This is a genomic window from Cellulomonas jepli (assembly GCF_047229345.1).
GTDB lineage: Bacteria > Actinomycetota > Actinomycetes > Actinomycetales > Cellulomonadaceae > Cellulomonas_A.
In genome coordinates, this window is record NZ_JBFTER010000077.1 from 1 (window position 1) to 23,488 (window position 23,488).

At 74.9% G+C, this 23,488-nt stretch carries 22 protein-coding genes; 14 read left to right on the forward strand and 8 right to left on the reverse strand.

All coding sequences use genetic code 11. The annotated features are described in order from the left end of the window. Window positions 1-79: 79 nt before the first annotated feature. Window positions 80-1,630: a histidine kinase N-terminal 7TM domain-containing diguanylate cyclase gene (locus AB6N24_RS16345; protein WP_412870442.1), complete on the reverse strand. Its 1,551-nt coding sequence runs from the start codon at window positions 1,628-1,630 to the stop codon at window positions 80-82. A 215-nt stretch (window positions 1,631-1,845) separates the two neighbouring features. Between AB6N24_RS16345 and AB6N24_RS16350 the strand changes: the two genes are divergently transcribed. The 3 genes from AB6N24_RS16350 to AB6N24_RS16360 all read left to right on the forward strand — a co-directional run bounded on the left by AB6N24_RS16350 (window position 1,846) and on the right by AB6N24_RS16360 (window position 4,494). Next, entirely contained in the window at window positions 1,846-2,343 is a 498-nt protein-coding gene (locus AB6N24_RS16350) for a DUF2975 domain-containing protein (protein WP_412870443.1), read from the forward strand. Further along, window positions 2,343-2,585 (forward strand): helix-turn-helix domain-containing protein, encoded by a 243-nt coding sequence (locus AB6N24_RS16355; protein ID WP_412870444.1) that lies wholly within the window; start codon window positions 2,343-2,345, stop codon window positions 2,583-2,585. The genes AB6N24_RS16350 and AB6N24_RS16355 overlap by 1 nt, the downstream gene beginning before the upstream one ends. Window positions 2,586-2,781: 196 nt before the next feature. Beyond that, the gene (locus AB6N24_RS16360; RefSeq protein WP_412870445.1) at window positions 2,782-4,494 is read left to right on the forward strand and encodes a cellulase family glycosylhydrolase; all 1,713 of its coding nucleotides are present in this window, start codon (window positions 2,782-2,784) and stop codon (window positions 4,492-4,494) included. A gap of 94 nt (window positions 4,495-4,588) precedes the next feature. Here the strand turns inward: AB6N24_RS16360 and AB6N24_RS16365 are convergent, their stop codons facing one another. Beyond that, a complete protein-coding gene (locus tag AB6N24_RS16365; RefSeq protein WP_412870446.1) occupies window positions 4,589-5,392 on the reverse strand; it encodes a MerR family transcriptional regulator in 804 nt (267 codons plus the stop codon). 78 nt (window positions 5,393-5,470) lie between these two features. Here AB6N24_RS16365 and AB6N24_RS16370 point away from each other — a divergent pair, with 78 nt between their 5' ends. Both AB6N24_RS16370 and AB6N24_RS16375 read left to right on the forward strand, forming a co-directional pair. Continuing rightward, entirely contained in the window at window positions 5,471-5,824 is a 354-nt protein-coding gene (locus tag AB6N24_RS16370; protein WP_412870447.1) for a nuclear transport factor 2 family protein, read from the forward strand. A gap of 338 nt (window positions 5,825-6,162) precedes the next feature. Continuing rightward, complete coding sequence (locus AB6N24_RS16375) at window positions 6,163-8,118, forward strand: glycoside hydrolase family 11 protein (RefSeq protein ID WP_412870448.1); 1,956 nt, start codon at window positions 6,163-6,165, stop codon at window positions 8,116-8,118. A gap of 120 nt (window positions 8,119-8,238) precedes the next feature. Here AB6N24_RS16375 and AB6N24_RS16380 read toward each other — a convergent pair whose 3' ends face one another. Further along, the gene (locus AB6N24_RS16380) at window positions 8,239-8,841 is read right to left on the reverse strand and encodes a TetR/AcrR family transcriptional regulator (RefSeq protein WP_412870449.1); all 603 of its coding nucleotides are present in this window, start codon (window positions 8,839-8,841) and stop codon (window positions 8,239-8,241) included. Between the two features lie 106 nt (window positions 8,842-8,947). Between AB6N24_RS16380 and AB6N24_RS16385 the strand changes: the two genes are divergently transcribed. After that, window positions 8,948-10,102: an ABC transporter permease gene (locus AB6N24_RS16385; RefSeq protein WP_412870450.1), complete on the forward strand. Its 1,155-nt coding sequence runs from the start codon at window positions 8,948-8,950 to the stop codon at window positions 10,100-10,102. Window positions 10,103-10,250: 148 nt separating this feature from the next. On the opposite strand, the gene AB6N24_RS16390 is transcribed toward AB6N24_RS16385, so the two are convergent. After that, a complete protein-coding gene (locus AB6N24_RS16390; RefSeq protein ID WP_412870451.1) occupies window positions 10,251-10,826 on the reverse strand; it encodes a dienelactone hydrolase family protein in 576 nt (191 codons plus the stop codon). 185 nt (window positions 10,827-11,011) lie between these two features. Here AB6N24_RS16390 and AB6N24_RS16395 point away from each other — a divergent pair, with 185 nt between their 5' ends. Beyond that, window positions 11,012-11,809 (forward strand): methyltransferase domain-containing protein, encoded by a 798-nt coding sequence (locus AB6N24_RS16395; RefSeq protein WP_412870452.1) that lies wholly within the window; start codon window positions 11,012-11,014, stop codon window positions 11,807-11,809. 16 nt (window positions 11,810-11,825) lie between these two features. Here AB6N24_RS16395 and AB6N24_RS16400 read toward each other — a convergent pair whose 3' ends face one another. Together AB6N24_RS16400 and AB6N24_RS16405 are read right to left on the reverse strand one after the other, a co-directional pair. After that, window positions 11,826-12,314: a group II truncated hemoglobin gene (locus AB6N24_RS16400; protein ID WP_412870453.1), complete on the reverse strand. Its 489-nt coding sequence runs from the start codon at window positions 12,312-12,314 to the stop codon at window positions 11,826-11,828. Window positions 12,315-12,403: 89 nt separating this feature from the next. Next, window positions 12,404-13,789 (reverse strand): M14 family metallopeptidase, encoded by a 1,386-nt coding sequence (locus AB6N24_RS16405; RefSeq protein WP_412870454.1) that lies wholly within the window; start codon window positions 13,787-13,789, stop codon window positions 12,404-12,406. A gap of 200 nt (window positions 13,790-13,989) precedes the next feature. On the opposite strand from AB6N24_RS16405, the gene AB6N24_RS16410 reads away from it, so the two are divergent. From AB6N24_RS16410 to AB6N24_RS16435, 6 genes are all read left to right on the forward strand, one after another. Beyond that, window positions 13,990-14,259: a hypothetical protein gene (locus tag AB6N24_RS16410; protein ID WP_412870455.1), complete on the forward strand. Its 270-nt coding sequence runs from the start codon at window positions 13,990-13,992 to the stop codon at window positions 14,257-14,259. 142 nt (window positions 14,260-14,401) lie between these two features. Next, complete coding sequence (locus AB6N24_RS16415; RefSeq protein ID WP_412870456.1) at window positions 14,402-15,193, forward strand: TSUP family transporter; 792 nt, start codon at window positions 14,402-14,404, stop codon at window positions 15,191-15,193. A 210-nt stretch (window positions 15,194-15,403) separates the two neighbouring features. Further along, entirely contained in the window at window positions 15,404-16,021 is a 618-nt protein-coding gene (locus AB6N24_RS16420) for an AIM24 family protein (RefSeq protein WP_412870457.1), read from the forward strand. 11 nt (window positions 16,022-16,032) lie between these two features. After that, on the forward strand, window positions 16,033-16,674 hold the full coding sequence (locus AB6N24_RS16425) for an AIM24 family protein (protein WP_412870458.1): 642 nt from the start codon (window positions 16,033-16,035) through the stop codon (window positions 16,672-16,674). Continuing rightward, window positions 16,674-17,429: an AIM24 family protein gene (locus AB6N24_RS16430; protein ID WP_412870459.1), complete on the forward strand. Its 756-nt coding sequence runs from the start codon at window positions 16,674-16,676 to the stop codon at window positions 17,427-17,429. The genes AB6N24_RS16425 and AB6N24_RS16430 overlap by 1 nt, the downstream gene beginning before the upstream one ends. A gap of 226 nt (window positions 17,430-17,655) precedes the next feature. Continuing rightward, window positions 17,656-19,110 (forward strand): NAD(P)/FAD-dependent oxidoreductase, encoded by a 1,455-nt coding sequence (locus AB6N24_RS16435; protein WP_412870460.1) that lies wholly within the window; start codon window positions 17,656-17,658, stop codon window positions 19,108-19,110. A 7-nt stretch (window positions 19,111-19,117) separates the two neighbouring features. Here AB6N24_RS16435 and AB6N24_RS16440 read toward each other — a convergent pair whose 3' ends face one another. Next, window positions 19,118-20,152, reverse strand: a complete 1,035-nt coding sequence (locus AB6N24_RS16440; protein WP_412870461.1) for a M12 family metallopeptidase — start codon at window positions 20,150-20,152, stop codon at window positions 19,118-19,120. A gap of 288 nt (window positions 20,153-20,440) precedes the next feature. Here AB6N24_RS16440 and AB6N24_RS16445 point away from each other — a divergent pair, with 288 nt between their 5' ends. Continuing rightward, the gene (locus AB6N24_RS16445; RefSeq protein ID WP_412870462.1) at window positions 20,441-22,132 is read left to right on the forward strand and encodes an alpha/beta hydrolase; all 1,692 of its coding nucleotides are present in this window, start codon (window positions 20,441-20,443) and stop codon (window positions 22,130-22,132) included. Between the two features lie 209 nt (window positions 22,133-22,341). Here the strand turns inward: AB6N24_RS16445 and AB6N24_RS16450 are convergent, their stop codons facing one another. Further along, window positions 22,342-22,899 carry a cysteine hydrolase family protein gene (locus tag AB6N24_RS16450; RefSeq protein ID WP_412870463.1) on the reverse strand — a complete coding sequence of 186 codons (558 nt, stop codon included), beginning with the start codon at window positions 22,897-22,899 and terminating at the stop codon, window positions 22,342-22,344. Window positions 22,900-23,488: the final 589 nt, after the last annotated feature.

A 23,488-nucleotide genomic window follows, 5' to 3' on the forward strand; every position in this document is an offset into this window, starting at 1 on the left:
CACCGGGATCGTCGCGCGCCCGGCCGAGGCGCGGCGCGTCGCTCGCCCGCCGACGCCCGGCGCCCCGCGCTTGCCTGCTCTACCGCCGGACCGCGCGCCGCCGCACCCCACGCCCCGGCGCGGTCACGACGCGGTCCCGACCGCCCGACTTCGCGGCGTACATCGCGACGTCGGCGGCCCGCAGGATCCCCTCCGACGTCCCGTCCGGCGACAGCGCGGCGGCCCCGGCGCTGATCGTGACGCGCACGTCGCCCCCCGGCACGGCGACGGCCGCGCGCGCACACGCGGCCCGCGCCTCGTCGGCCCGCTCGGCGGCCTCCGGAGCGGTCCGGCCGGGCAGCAGCAGGACGAACTCCTCGCCCCCGAGGCGCGCGACCGTCTCGCCGTCGGCGGCCGCCTCGAGGAGGGCCTCCGCGACCGCGACCAGCACGCGGTCGCCGACGGCGTGACCGTGCGTGTCGTTGACGGCCTTGAAGTGGTCGAGGTCGAGCAGCACGACGCTCAGGGGCGTGCCCGTCGACCGCGCGTGCTCGACGGCGTCGCGGAGGCGCTGCTCGAACGCCCGCCGGTTGTGCAGGCCGGTGAGCCCGTCGCGGGTCGCCTGGTGCGCGAGCTCGGCGCGCAGCCGCTCGAGCTCGGTCACGTCACGCAGCACCACCACCGTGCCGACCGGGCGGGCGGCGTGGTCGGTCATCCGGGTCACGCGCACGTCGAGCACGGTGCCCGAGGAGGTCGTCAGCACTCGGCTCCCGCCGTCGGCGAGCACGTCGCCCACCTCGGGCCCGAGGTGCTCCTCCCACGGCGCCCCGATCACGCGGTCGTCGAGCGGCGCACCGTCCGGGCCGCGGAGCAGCACGCGCGCCGCGGCGTTGACGTCGAGCAGCCGGCCGCCCGGGTCGAGCACGACGACGGCGTCGGCGAGCGCCTCCAGCACCTGGCGGGTCGAGACGGGGACGACGCGGCTGTGCTGGCGGAACCGCTCGACCCACGCCCAGATCGCGGCGCTGACGAGGAAGAACACGGGCGTGAGGTGCAGGTTCTCGGACCGGGTCGCGATCACCGTGGTGAGCACGTTGCCGATCGAGGGAACCGTGGCACCGAGCACCGCGACGGCGTAGACGTGCCGGTGCCCGGGCACCGCGCGGGTCATGGCACGCAGCACGAGCCCGATGCCGGGCAGCAGCAGCGCGTAGCTGTACGCGCTGTGCACCCAGAACAGCGGCCCCACACCGTCCTCGACCGCTCCGTCGACGACGTCGAGGCGCAGGAACGCCTCGTGCCACGGGTTGGTGAGGAGCACGAGGCCGAGCAGCACCGGGTGGACGCACAGGAGCACGGCTGTGCGGCGCGTGAGCGTGCGGCCCGAGAGCACGAGGAAGTACCAGAACGCGGCGCCGACCACGACGGCCGCGCCCGGGAAGACGGCGTAGTGCAGCGCGACGGTCGCCGGGACGGACGGTGCGGCGACGTGCAGCAGCGCGCGCGCCGTGGCCCACTCGGACGCCGCGAACAGCATGAGCGCGAGCGGCAGGGCGAGCGGGGAGGTGCGGCGACGGCGCAGGACGCGTACGCCCGTGACCGTCGCCACGACGGCCGCCACCAGGGACACCAGCTCGACGAGCGTGGGCACGGTCACCTCCTCGCGGCCCATCGGTCGGGCGACAGGTATGCATGAGTCAACGGCGCGCGGTGCACCCGGATGACGCGCACGTTCCACCCGGCCGTGTGACGTCGCGCGCGGCTCACGTCAGAGTCGGGTGAGGTTCGCCGACCCTTCTTGCCGTTGCCGCCCTGGAACGATAGATTCCTATCGTTCTTCGATAGGTCGACGGGAAGGTGCACGACATGGGACGCATGGCCGTTCTCGCGCTCCGGGTGGTGATCGTGCTGATGTTCGCGGCGATGCTCGCGCTCCAGGCGGCGATGCTCCCGCTCCTCGCAGTCGACCCGGACGGCGAGGTCGGCGAGCTCACGCACCTCCGGTGGCCGATCGTCGTGATCTGCTTCCTGGCCGTCGCGGCCGTGGAGGTCGCGCTCGTCTGCATCTGGCGCCTGCTCACGATGGTGCGGCGCGACACGGTGTTCAGCCCGGCGGCGTTCCGCTACGTCGACGTCGTGATCGGCGCGGCGGTGGCCGGCTCCGTGCTGGCCCTCGCGCTCGGCACCGTCCTGGCGCCCGGCGAGGCCGTCGCGCCCGGCATCGTCCTGCTGATCGGCGTCGGCGCGATCGGCGGCATCGGGATCGCGCTGCTCGTGCTCGTGATGCGCGCGCTGCTCGCCAAGGCGGTCGCGCTCGACTCGACCGCGACGACGCTGCGCGCCGAGCTCGACGAGGTGATCTGATGCCCATCGTCGTCGACATCGACGTCATGCTCGCGCGCCGGAAGATGTCGGTCGGCGAGCTCGCGGAGCGCGTCGGCATCACGCCGGCCAACCTCGCGGTGCTCAAGAACGGCCGCGCCAAGGCGGTCCGGTTCACGACCCTCGAGGCCCTGTGCGAGGCGCTCGACTGCCAGCCCGGTGACCTCCTGCGCCAAGAGCCGACGCGTGATGGCGACCCGGCCACCGTCGCGGGCGAGGCGTAGGCCGACCGCGGTTCTCACCCTCGCACCACGGTCGCGTCGCGGCACCGCCCCGGACACCGCTTCCCGCAGGGGGTGCCCTTCCGGCGCGCAGTCGCCTAGGCTGCAGTCGAAGCGCTTCGACACGGACCGATCCGCCCCGGCCCGCGTCGCACCGCGCCCCCGGGGCAACGAGGCCCCCCGCGTAGAAGGGCAACCCGTGAGACGACCTGCCTGGACGAGCCTGACCGCTCTGGCCGCCGCACTCGCACTGACCACCACCGTCGTCGCTCCCGCGAGCGCCGGCCCCACCCCGCAGGCGGGCCCGCGCCCCGCCGGCGTCGACCCCGCGTCCGAGGTCGTCGCCGAGATGCAGCCGGGCTGGAACCTCGGCAACACCCTCGACGCCGTCGGGGCCGACGAGACCGCGTGGGGCAACCCGCGCGTGACCGAGGACCTGCTGCGCGCGGTGGAGGACGCCGGGTTCCAGAGCGTCCGCATCCCCGTGACGCTCGGCCAGCACTCCGGCCCCGCGCCGGCCTACACGATCGACCCGGCGGTCCTCGACCGCGTCGAGGAGGTCGTCGACTGGGCGCTCGACGCCGACCTGGCCGTGCTGCTGGACCTGCACCACGACTCGTGGATGTGGACCAACCAGATGCCGACCCGGCACGACGAGGTCCTCGCGCAGTTCACCGCCACCTGGGAGCAGCTCGCCGAGCGGTTCCGCGACCACCCCCGCACGCTGCTGTTCGAGAGCATCAACGAGCCGCAGTTCGCCGGGGTCTCGGGCGACGCACAAAGCTACGCGCTGCTGCACGAGCTCAACGCGGCGTTCCACGAGGTCGTGCGCTCGTCGGGCGGCCGCAACGCCGACCGGGTGCTCGTGCTGCCGACGCTGCACACCAACGCGGACCAGGGCCGGCTCGACGCGCTCGTCGCGACGTTCGAGGAGCTCGACGACCCGAACCTCGCGGCGACGTTCCACTACTACGGCTACTGGCCGTTCAGCGTGAACGTCGCGGGCGGGACGCGCTTCGACGCCGCCGCCCAGGCCGACCTGACCGGGACGTTCGACCGCGTGCGGGACACGTTCGTCGCGCGCGGCATCCCCGTGATCCTCGGCGAGTACGGGCTGCTCGGCTTCGACCGGCACACGGGCACGATCGAGCAGGGCGAGAAGCTCAAGTTCTTCGAGGCCCTCGGCCACCAGGCGCGCACGACCGGCGTCACGACGATGCTCTGGGACAACGGCCAGCACCTGAGCCGCACGGCGTTCACCTGGAGCGACCCGGCGCTGTACGCGCAGCTCCGGTCGAGCTGGACGCGCCGCTCGGGCACCGCGTCGACCGACCAGGTGTTCGTCCGCCCCGGCGCGGTCGCGGCGCAGACCGTGACGCTCGACCCGAACGGCCAGACCTTCAAGGGCCTCTACCTCGACGGCAAGAAGCTCAAGGCGGGCAAGGAGTTCACGCTCGCGGGCGACGCGCTGACGCTCCCGGTCGCGCTGCTGACCCGGCTCGTCGGCTCCGGCGAGCACGGCACGCGCGCGGTGCTCGAGGTGCGGTTCTCGAAGGGCGTCCCGTGGCGGCTCGAGGTCGTGAGCGCCGAGACCCCGGTGCTCTCCGGCGCGACGGGGACCACGGACGCGTTCGCGGTGCCGACCGAGTTCCGGGGTGACCGCCTCGCGACGATGGAGGCCCGCTACCTCGACGGGTCGAACGCGGGACCGCACAGCTGGACGTCCTTCAAGGAGTACGACGTGACGTTCGCGCCCGACACGGCGGCGGGCACGATCGTGCTGCGGCCGGCGTTCTTCGCCGAGGTGACCGACGGCGCCCCGGTCGTCCTGACGTTCCACTTCTGGAGCGGCGAGACGCTCGAGTACACGGTCGTCCGGAACGGGACGGCGGTCACCGGCACGGTCGGCTGACGACGGGCCGCCCCCGGACCCGGTCCGCGGACGGCTGGAGCGCACGCGACGGCGCGCACGGCACGGGCACCCGCCCGCGCGGTGCGCGCCGTCGTCACGCCGGGCTCGGGGCGACGCGGAAGACGGGCCAGCCGATCTCCGTGCGCCACGCCGACGGGTCCGGGGTGTCCCGCGGCCCCACGAGGTAGGTCTCGCGCACCGGCCCGGTCACGGCCAGGGCGTTGGCGACGACCCACGCACCGAGCTCGCCGTACGTGACGTCGATGTCGTCGTGCTCGCCGACGTGGGTCGCCACCGCCAGCTCGACCGCGGGCAGCGTCACGGGGTGCACGCGGCCGACGCGCGCGGGCCGGTCCGTCGGCCGGTACACGAGCACGTGGCCGCGGCCCTCCTCGAACAGCGCGTTGTCGTAGAGGCCGCCGGGCGCCCCGGCCGGCCGGTCGACCGCCGCGTCGAGCTCGGCCGTGGCGCCGGCGTACCAGGCGAGCACCTCGTCGTGCGCCACGTCGTCCTCGACCGCGGCGACGACGGTCGACGGCACCGCGCGCAGCTCCACCGCGAGCGGGGCCGGCGCGGGTGCCAGCAGCCGGCGCAGCGACGCGACCGCGGCCCGCGTCCGGTCGAGCTCGGCCTCGAGCCGTCGCAGGTGCTCGGCGACCAGGTCGGCCCGTGCGCCGGGCTCGGGCGAGCGCAGGATGCGCCGCACGTCGACGAGGGGGACGCCCAGCTCGCGCAGCCGGTGCACGACCTGGGCGGTCGGGATCTGGTCGGCGGCGTAGTACCGGTACCCGGTCGCGTCGTCGACGGTCGCCGGCTCCAGCAGGTCCGCGTCGTGGTAGCGGCGCAGGGTGCGCACGCTCAGGTGGGTCAGGCGCGAGAACTCCCCGATCGTCAGCACGCCGCCATCGTGCACCCTCCCCCGGGGGGAGGGTCCCGCGCTTGCGCCTCGCCCCGGGGGAGGCCCCACGGTCGAGGCATGACCACGAAGACGCCCGTCCTGCCCTCCGAGCTCCCGCCCGCAGTCCGCGACTACCTCGCCGCGCGCGAGGCGCGCGACGCCGAGCGCGCCCTGCGCGTCTTCACCCCGACGGCGGTGGTCGTCGACGACGGCACCACCTACCGCGGGACCGACGAGGTCCGGCGGTTCCTCGACCGCGCGGGGGCGGAGTTCCGCTACACGACGGAGCTGCTGGGCGCGCGGCGGGTCGACGGCGCCCGCTGGCTGGTCACGCAGCGCCTCGAGGGCGACTTCCCCGGCGGTGTCGTCGAGCTCGGCCTCCGCTTCGTGCTGGACGGCGACCTCGTCGCCGAGCTGGTGATCGCGCCGTGACGTCGGCGCGGACCAGCAGCACCGCCCGTCCGGGCGCACCGGGCTCTCGCCGGACCCGCCGGACGGTCGGCGCCGGCCCGGGACGACTGGGGCGCCACTTCGACGCAAAGCGACCTGCAGTTTTCCGAAACTATCGCGCGGTGAGAAACGTTTCATAGAGCTGCCCGACTGACCTGAACTCCTTGCCCGCGCCGGAAAAGCGCTCCACACTCGCCGGGAACGGCCACCGCGTCGACGTCGACGCGGCTCGCCCGGGCGTCTGCACCGCCATCCTCGTCCAGGGATCACGCTGCAGAGTCCGATAGTTTCGACGCCGATTCGGCACGAAGGAGTGCAGGATGTCCCCGAGCACGACTCTGACCCGCGGTGCGCCGAGGCGCAGCCGGCTGGTCCGCGCACTGGCCGGCCTCGCCGCCGCCAGCACGCTGGCCGTCGGCGCCCTCGTCGCCGCCGCCCCGGCCCAGGCCGCCGACGTGACCCTCACCAACAACGGCACGGGCACGCACAACGGCTTCTTCTACTCGTTCTGGAAGGACAGCGGGAACGTCCAGTTCACGATGGGCGACGCCGGCAACTACCGCACCTCGTGGTCCGGCATCAACAACTGGGTCGGCGGCAAGGGCTGGCAGACCGGTGGCCGCAAGGTCGTCAACTACTCCGGCACCTTCAACCCCGGCGGCAACTCGTACCTGACGCTCTACGGGTGGACCCGAGGCCCCCTCGTCGAGTACTACATCGTCGACAACTGGGGCACCTACCGCCCGACCGGCACCAACATGGGCACGGTCACCAGCGACGGCGGCACGTACGACATCTACCGCACGCAGCGGGTCAACCAGCCCTCCATCGAGGGCGACCGCTCGACGTTCTACCAGTACTGGAGCGTCCGCCAGCAGAAGCGCACGGGCGGCACGATCACCACGGGCAACCACTTCGACGCGTGGGCCAGCAAGGGCATGAACCTCGGTACCCACGACTACATGGTCATGGCCACGGAGGGCTACCAGAGCTCCGGCAGCTCGAACATCACGGTCAGCGAGGGCGGGTCGAGCAACCCGAACCCCAACCCGAACCCGACCAGCACCTCCAACCCGAACCCGGGCACGGGCGGCTGCTCGGTCACCGCGACGCGCGGCGAGGACTGGTCCGACCGCTTCAACGTGACCTACACCGTCAGCGGCAGCTCCGCGTGGACGGTCAACCTGGGCCTGGGCAGCGGCCAGTCGATCCAGAGCAGCTGGAACGCGACCCGCAACGGCACGACGTTCACGCCCAACGGCAACGGGAACTCGTTCGGTGTCACCGTGATGAAGAACGGCAACACCGCGACACCGTCGGCGTCCTGCTCGGGCGGCGGAACGACCAACCCGAACCCCAACCCGACCACGACGACGCCCCCGCCGGCCACCGGGAGCTGCTCGGCCGGCTACGTGGGCCTCACGTTCGACGACGGGCCCACGCCGGCGACGACGAACCAGCTTATCAGCACGCTCCGCAACGCCGGCGCCACCGCGACCGTCTTCCCGACGGGCTCGAACGCCACGAACAACGCGTCGCTCATGCAGGCCTACAAGAACGCCGGCTTCCAGATCGGCAACCACAGCTGGGACCACCCGCACCTGGTAAACATGAGTCAGAGCGAGATCCAGTCGCAGCTCTCGCGGACCCAGACGGCGATCCAGCAGACGGCCGGCGTCACCCCGAACATCTTCCGGCCGCCGTACGGCGAGACCAACGCGACGCTGAAGTCGGTCGAGTCCTCGCTCGGTCTGCGTGAGGTCATCTGGGACGTCGACTCGCAGGACTACAACAACGTCAGCGCGAGCCAGATCCGCCAGGCGGCGAGCCGCCTGACCAACGGCCAGATCATCCTCATGCACGACTGGCCCACGGCGACGATCCAGGCGCTGCCAGGCATCCTCTCCGACCTCGCCTCGCGGAACCTGTGCACGGGCCACATCTCGACGAGCACCGGCCGCGCCGTCGCCCCGTCGGGCGGCACCACGACGCCGACCAACCCGACCACCCCCAACCCGGGCACCGGCGGCTGCACGGTCACCGCGACCCGCGCGGAGGACTGGTCGGACCGGTTCAACGTGACCTACACGGTGAGCGGCAGCTCGGCCTGGACCGTGAACCTGAGCCTCGGCTCGGGCCAGTCGATCCAGAGCAGCTGGAACGCCACCCGGAGCGGGACCTCGTTCACACCGAACGGGAACGGGAACTCGTTCGGCGTCACGGTGATGAAGAACGGCAACGGCAGCACGCCGCCGGCGACCTGCTCGGGAGGGTGACCTCCGACTGACCGACCGAGGCCGTCGGGCCCGGCGCTCCGCTCCTGCGGGGTCCGGGCTCGGCGGCCTCTCGCCGTCCGTCGCCGTCCCGGGGCGCGGCTCCGGCGAGCCGCCCGCGGGTCACGCCCCGGGCAGGTCCTCCGTGAGGTACCGCTGCGCGGACGGGCCCACGAGCGCGACGAGCTCCTCGACGTCGAGCTCCTGCAGGTGCGGGAGCCGCACGACGTACCGCGCGAACGCGATGCCCACGAGCTGGGCGCCGAGGAGCTCCGCCCGCAGAGCGGCGCGGTCCCGCCCGAGCGCCTGCGCGACGGGTTCGAGCAGCCGCTCGGTGACGAACCGACGGACCATCTGGAGCGCCTCGGGCCGCGCGGCCACCGACCGGAACACCGTCTGCAGCCGCGCGCCGGTCACGGGGTCGGCCCAGACCTCCAGGTAGTGCCGCACCACGCGCTCCCCCACCGTGCCGACGTCCCCGGCGAGCAGGTCGGGCATGACCGCTGCGTCGAAGGGCAGCTCGAGCGCGCTCGCGAACAGCTCGTCCTTCGTCCCGAAGAAGTGGTGCACGAGCGCGGGGTCGACGCCGGCCGCCGTGGCGATGCTGCGGATCGTCGCGCGGTCGAAGCCGCGCTCGGCGAACTGCGCGCGGGCCGCGTCGAGGATCGCGTCGCGCGTCCCGCTCTGCCCGGCCCGCCGTCCGCCGCGTCGCACTGCCTCGCCCATGACTCCAGCCTAACGAAATTCACCAAGTGTTGAATTCAACGAGTGATGAGTTCTACGCTCGGAGCAGCGCTCCCCGACCCGGGGACGCGGCGACCGAGGAGCCCTCATGACCGACGTGCACGCAACCCAGAGCACGACCCCCTCCGGCACCGACCCGGCCGGCACCAGGTCCGGCACCGGGTCGCCCGGCGCCCCCGCCCCGGGCACCGCTCCAGCCGGGACCGCCGGCACGGCGCCGTCCGCCACGGCACTGTCCGGCAACGGCGACACCGCCCACCCCGTGCCGACCTCCCCACGGCACCCGTGGGTCACCGCGACCGGCCTGGTCCTGGTGCTGACCGCGGCGATCGCGACGATCTTCGTGGCGTTCTCCCTGCCGGCCGTGACGTCCGAGCCGCACGACGTCCCCGTCGGCCTCACCGGACCGACCCCCGCGGTCGAGGGCGTGCAGCAGGCGCTCGCCGCCGCGCAGCCCGGGGCGTTCGAGGTCACGACCTACCCGGACGCCGACGCGCTCCGCGAGGCGGTGCTGGACCGCGAGGCCTACGGCGGGTTCGTGCTGACGCCCGACGGGGCGACGGTCGTCGTCGCGAGCGGCGCCGGTCCGGTCGTGGCCCAGCTGCTCACGGGCGTCGGCGACGCGCTCGCCGACCAGTCGGGCATGCCCGTCACCACGCAGGACGTCGTGCCCCTGCCCGACGGCGACCCCCGCGGCGCCGGGATCGCCGCGGCCGCCCTGCCGATCACGCTCGGCGCCATGCTCCCGGCGATCGCGCTCGTGCGGGCGCTCCCCCGCCGGCCCTGGCTCCGCGTCGCCGCCGCGAGCGCGTACTCCCTGACGGCGGGCACCACGCTCGCCGTCATCCTCGACGCCTGGTACGGCAGCACGTCCGGCGCCTTCTGGCCCGTCGCCCTCGGTCTGTCGCTCGGCATCGCGGCGATCTCGCTGACCCTGCTGGGGCTCGAGCAGCTCGCCGGCACCCCGGGCTTCGCGGCGGGCGCGGCGCTCGTGATGCTCGTCGGCAACCCGCTCTCCGGCATGACGTCCGCGCCGGTGATGCTCACGCCGCCGTGGGGCGCGGTCGGGCAGCTCCTGCCACCGGGAGCCTCGGGGACGCTGCTGCGGAGCACCGCCTACTTCGACGGCGCGGGCGCCGCAGGCCCGGTGACCGTCCTCGCGGCGTGGGTCGCGCTCGGGGTGCTGCTGAGCGCGGTCGCGTCCGCGGTGCGGCGCCGCTCGCCCGCGGACGCCCAGCACTGAGGGGAGAGGGCCCGGGCGGCACGCGTCGCCCGGGCCCACGCGCACCGGCGACAGGACGCCCGGTCCGGCCGCGCCGACGACAGGACGCCCGGTCCGGCCGCGCCGACGGGCGGTCGGTCGGACCGGGAGCCGGCGGCGGGACCGCGGGCTACCCGACCCTGGCGAGGAACGCCAGGACGCGCTCGGTGACGAGGGCCGCCGCCGCGGGGTCGGAGGACGGCAGCGAGCGGTCCGTGAACAGGTGCTGGTCGCCGGGGTAGAGGAAGAGCTCGCCGTCCTCCGCCTCGGCGACGAGCGCCCGCGCCGCGTCGATGTCGCCCTCGCCGGCGAAGAACGGGTCCTCGCTCATCCCGTGCACCTGCACCGGCACGCCGTCCGGCCAGCCGCCGAGCTCCGCCGCCGGCAGGCACGCCTCGAGCAGGAGCCCACCGCGGGCGCCGGGCCGGGTCTGCGCGAGCCGCTGCGCAGTCATGACACCGGACGAGATGCCCGCGTGGACCAGACCGTCGGGCAGTCCCTCCGCTGCTCGGGCACCGCGCTCGCCGAGCACGTCGAAGCCGATCTCCCCGGCGAAGCGGGCACCCTCCTCGATGGTCGCGAACGTCGCGCCGTCGAACAGGTCGGGGGTGTGCACGACGTGGCCGGCGGCGCGCAGCTCGTCGGCGAACGCGTGGAAGCCCTCGGTCTGCCCGAGCACGTGGTGGAACAGCAGGACCTCGGCCATCGCGGTCTCCTCTCGCTCCCGCCCGCGCGGCGGGCCGTCGGCGGCGGCCCGGGCAGACGATCGAATTCTTCGGAGCGTCCACGCTAGGGCGTCCCGCCCACACGGCGCCGACCCGCACGTCGACGTACGGATCCCCGGTCGATATCTTGACGTCGAGAGACCTGCCGCCGTGCCGAGGAGCCGCCATGTGGGACCCGCGCCAGTACGCGCTCTTCGGCACGCACCGCGGGCGGCCGTTCGCCGACCTGCTCGCCCGCGTCGACGCGCCGGCCCCCCGGCTCGTCGTCGACCTCGGGTGCGGCGACGGGCCGCTCACCCTCGGCCTGACCGAGCGGTGGCCCGGGGCGCGCGTCGTCGGCGTCGACTCCTCGCCGCAGATGCTCGACGCCGCACGTGCGCTGGACACCGAGGGCCGCGTCGAGTGGGTCGAGGCGCGCGCCGAGGACTGGGACCCCGCGACCCTCGGCGGCCCCGTCGACGTCCTCGTGACGAACGCGCTGCTGCAGTGGGTCCCGGGGCACCTCGACCTGCTCCCGCGCTGGGTGCGCGCGCTCGCACCCGGCGGCTGGCTCGCGCTGCAGGTGCCCGAGAACTTCGGGGCGCCGTCGCACCGGCTCATGCGCGAGGTCGCCGCCCGGCACCCGCGCGCCGCGGACCTGCTCCCCCTGCTCGAGCGGGCGGCGGCGGTCGCCTCGCCGGGCGAGTACCTGGGCGCGCTGGCCCGTCTCGGGCTCGAGCCCGACGTCTGGACGACGACGTACGAGCACGTCCTCGACCCCGCGGGCGAGCAGGCGTCGCCGGTGCTCGAGTGGGTCCGGGCCACCGGGCTGCGGCCGGTGCTGGGCGTCCTGACCGACGACGCCGAGCGCGCGGCGTTCCTCGACGACTACACCGCCGAGCTGGACCGCGCCTACCCGCGCGCGGAGTGGGGGGTCGTGCTCGGCTTCTCGCGGGTCTTCGCCGTCGGGCACAGGTCCGCGTAGGGGCCGTCGGGCGACCTCACGCCTCCCAGCGCGGGACCTCCTGGCACGGGTGCAGCCCGGCCGCGTCGGTCGCGTGCGAGTTCTGCACCGCGACCTCCGTGCCGAACTCGAGGTAGTCCCGCAGGGCGTCGCGCGTGCGGGCGTCGTCGGGCAGCCCGGCGGTGTCGGCGGCCGCGAGGAAGAGGTCGACGAACCGGCGGCGCTGGTCCTCGCGGATCGCCTTGCCCTCGTGCGGGGCGAGCAGCGCGGGGAACCCGCCGAGCTCGTCGGTGTACCGGGTCGGGCCGCCGAACACCTCCGCGAGGAAGGCCGCCAGGTGGTCGACGTGCGCCGGGTGGCCTGCACCGAACAGCGGCTGCAGCAGCGGGTCGGTCAGCACGGTCGGGTACCAGGCGGCGACGAGCCGGCGCAGCCCGTCCGTCCCACCGACGTGCTCGTACAGGCTCTCGGCGCCGTCGGGCAAGGCGGGCGCGGTGTCGACGGTCGGTGCGGCGGGCTCGGTCATCGTGCCTCCCTGGGGCGTCCTGCCACCGTGGCACGGGGCCCGGACGGGCGACAAGGCTCCGCGTTCTGCCCTCGGCGGAGCGGCGCCGGTCAGCGGCGCAGCCGCTCCACGAGCCACGCGGCCGCGTCGTTCCCGGCGGCCCCGGCTCCCCGCACCAGCAGCCGCTGCACCGCGCCGGGCTGGACCGCGCTCGGCTGCACGGCGGGCGTCGCCGCCCCGGGTGCCGCCGGCACGGGAGCCGGGGCGGGTGGCGGCGGGCCGAGGAAGATCTCGCGGATCACCGTGGCCTCGGCCTCGAGCTCGGCGGCGCGGCCCGGGTCCGCGACCGCCGAGGCGCTGCGGTGCTGCTCCGCGACCTCGACCGTCACGACCGTCATGCCGCGGGACGGCGCCCACTGCCCGAGCGACCGGCCCCGCGCCGCCTCGACCTTCATCTGCTTCGCGGACAGCGCCTTGTCCTGCCCCGGGTACAGGCTCGTCCACGCCGTGCCGCGGCGGTTGCCGCGCGTGTTCACCCCGAGCGCGTCGGCCCGCTTCGCCATCGTGAGTGCGAGCGCGTCGGCCGCCTGCGCCTGGGGGTCGCCGGCCGCGGCCGTGGACGGGTGCGGGTCGGCGAAGATGCCCGCCTGCCCGAGGTCCTTGATCGCGTGCACCGACACGATCCGCGACGGCTTGAAAGCCTCGATCAGGGCCATCAGCGCGATGTTCGACGGCTCGACGATCCGGCCCTTGGCGTCGAGCGGCTTCGTCAGGTCGAGGTCCTTGCCCACGTCCGGGAACTGCCGGTTGGGGTCCATCTCGCCGGGCGTCGACCGGCCGGGGTCGTTCGCGGCGTTGCGCAGCTGCTGGTACTTCGCGACGGCGATCCCCGACTGGGCCTTCGCGAGCTTGTCCTCCCAGGCCGCGCGCGACGCGACGTTCGCGGGGAACAGTCGAGGGACGACGACCACGGTGAAGTGCGGCTGCATCGTCTGGAGCTGCACGAGCAGCCGCTCCGCGACCTCGACGCCCGACTGCTCGGACCCGTGCACGCCCGCGACGACGAGCGCGACCTCCGGCACCTTGCCCACGAACAGGTGCGCCGTGGTCGCCGCGCCGCTGCCGGCCGCGTCGAGCCCGATCGGGACGCCGGCCTGGGCGACGGCCCGCAGGAGCAGGCCGGCGGCCCCGAACTGACCCGGCAGCGGCGGCATCACCTGGATCGCCCGGAGCAGCTGCGCGTCCGCGGTCGCCTCGGTGGCCTGCGCCGCCGCGGCGGCGACCTTCGCGGGGTCGGGCGCGCGCTGCACGGTGTCCTCGACCGCCGGTGGCCGGCGGAGCCCGAGCGCCGCCGTCGTCGCCGCGGCGAGGACCGCGTTCCCGAGGCCCGGTCGGGACGTGCCCGCGTCGACGGCGGCCACGGCCGGGGTCGACCGCTGCACCGCGCCCGTCCGCCGCTCACCCGCGACCCCGCGCCGCTCGTGGGGACCGGCCATCCGCATCGCCGCCCTCGTGGTCGCCACCCGGCGCCGGCAGGCACCCGGGTGCGGTCCCGACCAGGGTCCTCCCGGCTCACGCGACGCCGGCGGTCGTCCGGGCAGCCGAAGGGGACGACGCGCCTGCCCGCGGCGACCCGCGGCAGGAACCACCCCCGCCGCCGCTCACGAGACGCCCGAGGACCGCCGATCCACGAGGCATGGGATACGCAGACCAGCCCCGGTACTCCCCGAACGGGAGGTTCTTCTGGGACGGGCACCGCTGGACGCCGGTCGAGGACCGGCTTTGGGACGTGGACCTGCCCTCGGCCGTCGACACCGCCGAGCCGGGTGCGCCGTGCGCGCACTGCGGCGCGAGCCCGGGTCGCCGGTCGTTCGGCGACGTGGCCGTCGTGTGGCTGCTCTCGCTCGTGATCTCGCTCGGCGTCGTCACCGGCGGGCTCGCGACGTACGTGGTCGCAGCGCCCTGACGCACACCCCACGACCGCGCGGCGGCGCTCGGCCACCTGAGGCGTGCGCGAGACTGGTCCCCATGCCGCGACCGACGCGTGCGCCCAGCCGCACCGCACCGCCCGCCCCGGCCGTCCCCCACCGCACCGCCGCCCCGGCCCCGTGACCGACGCGCTCGCCCAGGTCGCCGACCTCGGCACCTCGACCGTCCTGCTGCTCCTGCTCGCGGCGCTGCTCGCGGGCTGGGTCGACGCCGTCGTCGGCGGCGGCGGGCTGCTCCAGCTCCCCGCGCTGCTGCTGGTCCCCGGGGTCTCCCCCGTGCAGGCCCTCGCGACGAACAAGCTCGCCGGGATCATGGGCACGAGCGTGAGCGCCGTCGTCTTCTACCGCCGCGTGCGGCCCGGCCTGCGCACCGCGGCGCCGATGGCCGTCGCCGCGCTGCTCGGCGGTGCGGGCGGCGCGGCTCTCGCGAGCTCGCTGCCGCCCGAGGTCATCACCCCGATCGTCCTCGTCGCGCTCGTCGTCGTCGCCGTGTGGACCCTCGCCCGTCCCGCCGCGGGGCGCGTGACGCGGCTGCGGTGGTCGGGAGCGCGGCACACCGGCGCCGCCGTGGTGCTCGGGCTCGCGGTCGGCGGGTACGACGGCCTCGTCGGCCCCGGTACGGGGAGCTTCCTCGTCATCGGGCTCGTCGGGCTCCTCGGCTTCGCGTTCCTCGAGGCGTCCGCGAACGCCAAGATCATCAACGTCGTGACGAACCTGGGTGCGCTGGTCGTCTTCGCGCTGCAGGGTGCACCGCTGTGGGCTCTCGGGCTGCTGATGGGCGCCGCGAACGTCGTCGGCGGCTACGTCGGCGCGCGCATGGCCGTCGCCCGCGGCAGCGGGTTCGTGCGGGTCGTCTTCCTCGTCGTCGTCACGGGGCTGATCGTGCGCCTCGCGTGGGACCTGGTGGCCTGAGGCCTGCGCGGGCGGGCCGCCGCGCACGCGAGCCCCCCGCAGGCCCGCCGAGGCCCGGGCGGGTGACGTCCGGCCGGACGGCCCCGGGAAGCCGTCCGCCGCGGTTAGGCTGCCGCGGGGCGACGGCGGACCTGGTCCGCGCCGCCCCACCGTGATGCCCGGGCCGGGCACACGTCACGCCCGTCAGGGCACGAGAAGACAGGGGAACCGGTGGCCGTCCTCACCGCGGACAAGCGGGTGCTCCACGCCGACCTGCAGGGGGACTCGGTTCGCGCCGCGTCCGGCTCGATGGTCGCGTACACCGGCAGGGTCGAGTTCAAGTCGGCCGGCATGGGCGGCGGCGGCGGGTTCCGCGCGGCGCTCAAGCAGAAGGTCGCCGGCGAGTCCATCTCGCTCATGACGTGCGCGGGTGCCGGCCGCGTCTACCTCGCGCAGGACGCGATGGACGTGACCGTCGTGCAGCTCCAGGCCGACACGCTCACCGTCGAGTCCGAGCACGTGCTCGCCGTGACCGAGGGCCTCCAGCTCGACGTCCAGTTCTCCGGGCTGCGCGGCATGACGACCGGCCAGGGCCTCGCGACGACCAAGATCTCCGGGACCGGGCAGTGCGCGATCATGTCGCACGGCCCGCTGATCGCGCTCGCCGTCACCCCCGGGCAGCCGCTCGTCGTCGACCCCGACGTGTACGTCGCGGGCGTCGGCCAGACGCAGATGAGCCTCGTCTCCGGCGTCTCGTGGCGCTCGATCACGGGCGACGGCGGCGGGGAGCCGTTCTCGCTGCGCTTCGAGGGCCAGGGCACCGTGTACATCCAGCCGGCCGAGCGCTGAGGGGCGGGGACATGCCGTTCGAGATCGTCAACAAGAAGGTCGTCCGCGCCCAGGTCAGCCAGCAGAGCCCCGTGCTCGCGCGGCGCGGCGCGATGCTCGGCTACGACGGCCAGGTCACGTTCCGCCCGATCCAGGGCCAGGGCCACGGGGTCGGCGGGATGGTCGGCGCCGCGATGTCCGGCGAGTCCAACCCGATGATGGCGACCGAGGGCAACGGCTCGGTGCTCTACGGGTTCCGCGGGCTGTACGTCACGGTCGTCGAGCTCACCGGCGACTCGCTCACCGTCGAGGCGGACCGGCTGCTCGCGCACGACGCGAACCTCCAGACCAGCGTCGAGTTCATCGGCCAGGGCGGCATCCGCTCGGCCGTGCGCGGCGCCATGACGGGTCAGGGCCTGTTCACGACCCGGGTCGGCGGGCACGGGTCCGTCGCGCTGCTCTCGCACGGCGGCACGTTCCCGCTCCAGCTCAACGGCGAGACCGTCGGCGTCGACCCGCAGGCGTACGTCGGGCACGTCGGCGCGCTCCAGGTCGACCTCAAGGCCAGCGTCGGCATGCGTGACCTCGTCGGGCGCGGCTCCGGCGAGGCGTTCCAGCTCCACGTGGCCGGTCACGGCACCGTCTACGTCCAGGCCTCGGAGGCGAAGTTCTGATGATCACCGGGATCGACGCGGCCGTCCTCGACGCCCAGACGCTGCCCAGCAACGACAACGTCAACGCCTACGCGTTCAGCATCGACCTGAACGGCGAGTGGTTCACGTCCAAGGGCGCGATGATCGCCTACTACGGGACCATCGAGTTCTCCGGCGTGAGCGCGTTCGCGTCGCGCGCCGCGTGGGTCGCGGCCCGGTTCGCCTCGCCGCTCTACTCGCAGGACTGGGTCGTCGCGAGCGGCCGCGGCAAGCTCGTGATCGGCGACCGCGGCAACGACATCAACTCCTACGACCTCGAGGACGGGAACCTGACGATCAAGCAGGTCAACCTGCTCGCGTTCGAGACGGGCCTCGAGCTCAAGCAGTCGATCGTCCCCGGCTTCGTCACGCTCATCGGCACCGGCAAGTTCCTCGCGTCGTCCAACGGCCCGGTGATCTTCGTCGAGCCGCCGTTCCGCGCGGACCCCGAGGCCCTGCTCGGCTGGGCCGACTGCCCGTCCCCGAGCCAGCACTACGACTACAACTGGATGGCGTACTCGCTGATGTCCGGGGTCCAGGCGATGCTCGGGCGCGAGTCCGGCGAGGAGCGCCAGTACGACTTCACCGGTGCCGGCACCGTCCTCCTGCAGTCCTCGGAGGTGCAGCGCCACGACCCCGCGCTCGCCCGGATCGTCGAGGCGCAGACCAACCTGCTCGACAACCAGACGGCCGGGCAGCTCGGGCAGCGGCTGATCGCACGGTCGCAGCAGCAGTAGGAGCCGGCCGCGGGGCGGCGACACGGAAGGGGCGGGTGCTGTCACGACGGCGCCCGCCCCTTCCGTCCGTCTGGGCCCCCACGGCCGTTGACGCCCCGGTGGTCCGTGGTCTTCAGTGGTCGGGCAGCCGACGACGGCCCGACGCCGGCGCACCCTCGTCCCAGGAGGCCGGGTGACGCCCAGCCCGTCGAGTCCGTCACCGCCCAGCCGGCCCCAGCGTGTCGTCGTGCTCGGCGCGAGCCTCGCCGGGGCGCTCGCCGCCGCAGCCGCCGCGTCCTCGGGCGCCGGCCGCACGGTGACCGTCCTGGAGCGGGACGAGCTGCCCACGACGCCCCGGCCCCGCAGCGGCGTCCCGCAGGGGCGGCAGCCGCACGTCTTCCTGCTGCGCGGGCTCCTCGCGGTCGAGGAGCTGCTGCCCGGCTTCCGCGACGACCTCCGGGCGGCCGGCGCCGTCGAGATCGACACCGGTGACCTCGCCTGGAACAGCGAGCTCGGGTGGCAGCCGACCGGGCGGCCCCAGTTCGCCCTGCTGTCCGCGACCCGGCCGCTCTTCGAGGACGTGGTGCGGCGGCGCGTGGCGCAGCTCCCGGGCGTCGACGTCCGTGACGGCGTGCGGGTCGAGGGCCTGCGCCGCGGCGAGCCGGGCGACGCCGCGTGGTGGGTGGACCTCGCGGACGGCACGAGCGTCGCCGCGGACCTGGTGGTCGACGCGACCGGCCGCAGCTCGCGGCTGCCGGTGTGGCTCGACGCCCTCGGGGTCTCGCCCGCGCGGGTCACCGACGTCGACGCACGGGTCGGGTACGCCTCGCGCCTGTACGCGCTCGCGCCCGGCGTCGTCGCCCCGACCGGGGTCGTCGTGCAGCAGTCACCGGGCGATCCGCAGGGCGGGCTCGCGCTGCCCGTGGAGGGCGGCCGGTGGATCGTGGCCGGCGTGGGCTCGGGGGCGCTGCGGCCGCCGCGGGACGACGACGGGTTCGTCGCGCACCTGCGCGGGCTGCGCGACGGCGCGCTCGCCGAGATCCACGACGCCGGACGCGCCGAGGGCGAGGTCGCGGTGCACCGGCAGACCGGCAACCGCCGGCACCACTACGAGGACGTGCGCGACTGGCCCGCGGGCCTGCTCGTCACCGGCGACGCGCTGTGCGCGTTCGACCCGGTGTACGGCCACGGGGTGACGGTGGCCGCGTGCGAGGCGCTCGTGCTGCGCGACGCGCTCCGGCGCGGGCTGCGCCCCGGCGGCGAGCGGCGGGTGCTCCGGAGGCTCGCCCGCGAGGCCGCGGTGCCGTGGGCCATCGCGACCGGGGAGGACCTGCGCTTCGCGACGAGCGAGGGGCGGCCGCCCGCGGTCTCGGCGCTGCTCGGGCGGTGGACCCGGCAGGTCGGCCTGCTCGCGGTGCACGGCGACGAGCTCGCGCACCGGACGACGTCGACCGTGTACCACCTGATGGGTCCGCCGCGGCTGCTGCTGCGCCCGCGACTCGTCGTGGCGGCCGTGCGGGCCCGCCTGCGCGGGTTCGGCCCGGCGACCGAGCGGCCGCTCGTCGTGCGCCCCGACGCGGGTGCGGGGGTCGGCCCGGGCGCGCCTGCGGGCAGCAGCACGCACGTGCCCGACGGCGCACGCACCGACCCGGGCGGGCACGACGCCGGCCGGGCGGCAGACGCCAGCCCGGCCGGACGGTGAGCAGGCCTCAGGCCGAGCGCACCTTCATCGTGTACGTGCCCGTGCCCCGCTTCTCGTCGAAGTGGCGCACGCGCAGGTAGTACGTGCCCGGGTCGAGGGCGGTCGCGATGCGGGCGTTGAGGCCTACACCGCTGTCGTCGTCCGACGCGACGAGCTTCGTCGGGTCCTCGGGGCCGAACAGGTCCATCACGAGGTCCGTCGGTCCGCGGGTGTTCGCGACGTACGTGCCCGCGGTCGAGACCGTGAACTTGTACAGGTCCTCCTCGCCGGCCTCGCCGATCGAGGCGGGCGTGCGGTTGACCGCGTCGACGAGCAGCTCGGTCGCCTGGAGCTCCGGCGGCTTGATGGTCCTCGGGTAGGCGTCGGCGCTGCCGATGTAGGACTTGTCGACCTCGGAGAGCACCTCGTTGGCCTCGGTGCCGACCCCGTCGAGGGTCCACCGGGCGGGGAAGAAGTACAGCATGATCGACTTCGGGTCGAACTTCGTGCCCTTGACCTGGTCGGCCGTGTACTTCTTCAGCACGTTGTGCCGGATCGTCTCGGGGCTCCAGTTGTTGGGCGGGCCCATGAGGTCCTTGATGACGACGGCCTCGTTCCAGCGGATGCCGCCGTCCGGGTTCTGGTGCTCGTGCGCGAGGCCGAGCGCGTGCCCGAACTCGTGCGCCGCGGTGCCCCCGTCGAGGAAGCCGAGGTTCATCGTCGGCTCGTCCGGCGGGATCGTGACGTTGTCGGTGCCGACGTAGGACCACGCGCCGTCGGTGGAGTCGAACGCGATGCGGATCTGGGCGTCGGGCGCGTCGTCGAACACGAAGTGGATGTTGGCGTGCTCCGTCCACCACCCGGCCTGCTCGCGCGCGACCTGCCGCTGCGCGGGCGTGCCGCCGAGGAAGCGGACGTGCAGCGTGGACCCGGTGATCCACAGCTTGTGCAGCAGGGTGATGGCCTGCAGCCGGCCGTCGACGTCGGCGGTGCGCTGGAGGCGCTGCTGGTCGCGGAACAGGATGCGGTCGGTGCAGAACCTGGCCTTCTCGGGTGTGGACATGCTCGGCTCCTGGGCTGGGCGGGCGGACGGTCGGGGCGTCGTCGGGCGGCGACGCAGGGAGGACGCCGGGCGCGTGCCCGTGATACGCGACGCCGCGCGCGGCTCCCCCCGGTGCCACGGCCGCGGCCTGTGCCGAGCACCGTACGAGCACCGACCGACACGTGCTCCTCGGGCCGCACCGCGGCTGCCCGTTGCGGCACGGTCGGCACCGGATCGCCCGCAGCCCTTGGCCTCGGCGCGCCCGCTTGGCAGGGTGAAGGCACCGACCGACGACGACCGGGAGCCGCCATGACCACCCTGCGCCGGACCCGAGGGCTCGCCCTCCTGACCACGACGCTGCTCGCCACGACGCTCGCCGTCCCACCCGCCCTGGGCGCCCCACCGTCCGCGCCCACCGACGTCGCACCCGCTGCCGCACGGACCGCGGCACCCGTCCCCGAGATCGACTGGCAGCCGTGCGGCGAGGGCCTCGAGCCGTTCCTGTGCGCGACGGCCGAGGTCCCCCGCGACCACTACCGCCCGCGCGGCGCGACGACCACGATCGCGCTGACCCTGCTCCCCGCGAGCGGCGACCCGGCCGAGCGCGTCGGGACGCTGTTCACGAACCCGGGCGGCCCGGGCGGCAGCGGCGTCGAGTTCGTCCAGCAGGCTGCCCCGTTCATCTACCCGCCGGAGGTGCTCGCGCGGTTCGACGTCCTCGGCTTCGACCCGCGTGCGGTCGCCGGCTCGGACCCCGCGACGTGCTTCCGCACCCAGGCCGAGGAGGACGCGTCGCCGCTGCTCGCGACGCCGTACCCGATCACGCCGCGCGAGGAGGCCCGGTACACGCTCGAGGGCCTCGCTCTCGCCGCGCGCTGCCAGGTGACGTCGCCCGTGCGGTTCGCGACCGCGTCGACGGCCAACGTCGCCCGCGACATGGACCTGCTGCGGGCGGCCGTCGGCGACGAGCGCCTGTTCTACGCCGGGTACAGCTACGGCACGTACCTCGGCGCGACCTACGCGCGCCTGTTCCCCGACCGGGTCGGGCGGTTCCTGCTCGACGCGACCGTCGACCCCGTCGCGTGGAGCGGCACCGGCTCGGGCGACGCGGCCCCGTCCGTCCCGCTCGGCATCCGCATCCGGCAGGGGCTGGGCGCGCACGAGACCTTCGGGGAGTTCACGCGCCTGTGCGCCGAGGGCGGCCCGGCGACGTGCCCGCTCGCCGCGCTCGGCGACCCCGCGACCGTCGCGTACGAGACGTTCGACCGGCTCGCCACGCAGCCCGTCGAGATCCCGCTCCCGGACGGCACGACCATGCTCGTGACGCAGCAGCTCGCGGTCGCGACCACGTTCCAGTCGCTCTACTCGCCCGCGCTGTGGCCGGACCTGGCCGCGCTGCTCGCGGAGCTCGCCGCGCCTTCCCCCGACCCGTCGGCCGTCGCGTCCGCCGCCGCCGGGACCCGCTCGGCCCTCGGCGCCCGCCTGCGCGGAGAGGACTACCCGTCGATCGGCGGCGCCCTCGCGAGCCTGTGCGTCGACACCGCCTCGAACGGCCGCGTCGACCGGTACCCGCGCCTGATCGACGCCTACGACGAGACCGCGCCGTACTTCGGCCGGTTCCGCGGCTGGGTGGGCCTGCCGTGCGAGGGCTGGAAGATCGAGGACCGCGACGCGTTCACCGGTCCGTGGGAGCAGACGACGACGGCCCCGGTGCTCGTCGTCGGCACGCGGTTCGACCCCGCGACGCCGTACCAGCAGACCGAGCCGTACCGGGACCTGTTCCCGGCGGGTCACCTGCTGACGCTCGACGGCTGGGGCCACACCGCGCTCGGCAAGAGCGCGTGCGTCGACGGGCACATCGCGACGTACCTGCTCACCGGCGAGCCGCCCGCCGACGGCTCTGTCTGCGCGCCGGACTCGGTGCCGTTCGCTCCGGCCGACCCGGGCGCCCGCTCCGCAGCACCGCGGATCGACGTCCCGCCGGGACTGCCGTTCTGGTGACCTGACCGGACCCGGCCGGCTCCGCTGCCACGGCGGCGGGGCCGGCCGGCGGCGTGCAGGGGGTGTCGCGGGGCCGACCGGCGGGCGTGCAAGGTGCGTCGCGGGGCCGGCCGGCGGCGTGCAGGGTGCGTCGCCGGACGCACGACGAGCGCCGCGGTGGCCCGTCGGGCCGCGTCGACGGCGCGTGGTGCGTGAGCGAGGGGGCGGGGTCAGCGCCTGAGCGCGGCGAGGACCTCGTCGGTCGTCGTCGTCTCGCCGAGCACGGGGAAGACGCCGTCGACCGCGTGGCGGTAGCCGTCCTCCGTCAGGTCGGTCGTCGCGTCGACGACCACGACCACGTGGAAGCCCGCGTCGTAGGCGTCCCGGGCGGTCGACTCGACGCCGTAGGACGTCGCCAGCCCGACGAGCACCAGCTGGGTGACCCCGCGCTCGCGGAGGCCCGCCGTGAGCGTCGCGTCGAGCGAGCTCCAGCCGTGGTGCTCGCCGCGGAGGTCGCTCGGCCGGGCGTCGAGCTCGGGCACGAGCGCGAGCGCGTCCTCGGGGACGGGTGGACGGTTGCCGCCGAGCTGCGTGCGTCCGGGCGGCGGGGCGTCGAGGCGGGCGGTCGTCAGCACGACGGGGAGGTCCCGCTCGCGGAAGGCGGCGGCGAGGCGCGCGGAACGGCGCACGACGTCGGCGGTCGGGTGCACGGTCGGGCTCCCCACGGTCGCGAGCTGGAGGTCGACGACGACGAGCGCCGGCGTGGGGTCGAGGACGCTGAGCGGCATGGCGGTGCTCCTCCTGGTGCGCGGTGTCGAGCACCTGTACCGACCGTCGGCGTCGACGGATCTCATCGCCGAGGCGTCGGCCGTCCCGTCGGTGCCTCTCGCCCGTCCGTACGCCGCGCCCGTCGGCGCCCCTCGCCCGTCGGTGCCCCTTCCCGGTCGTGCCCCTCACCCGTCGGTGCGCCTCTCGCTGGTACGCCGCGGACGACGGCACGGCGGAGGGCGAGCGGTCCGCGCGCGCCTCTGCACTCCGAAAGACTTGCCAGCGTCGTATCAGCGATATATCGTTACTGCATCGACGGAGCATCCGCTCCCTCCCGGCGCCCGAGGCAGCCGAGCGACCACGCTCGCCCCCGCGCCGCACCTGCCGCCTCGACCGCCCGGTCCGCGGCACCCACGAACCCCAGGAGACCTCCCGTGCGACACCACCCCCATCACCACCACCGCGACCTCCCCTCCGACCGCGCCGAGCGGCGCGGACCCGACCCCGCGGACGCCGTGACCGGCCGGATGTGGCGCGCGCGCCGCAACCGCGGCGGCTTCCCCGGCTTCCCGGCCGACGACTCGGGCGCCGCGCCCGGGCGTTCTGGCG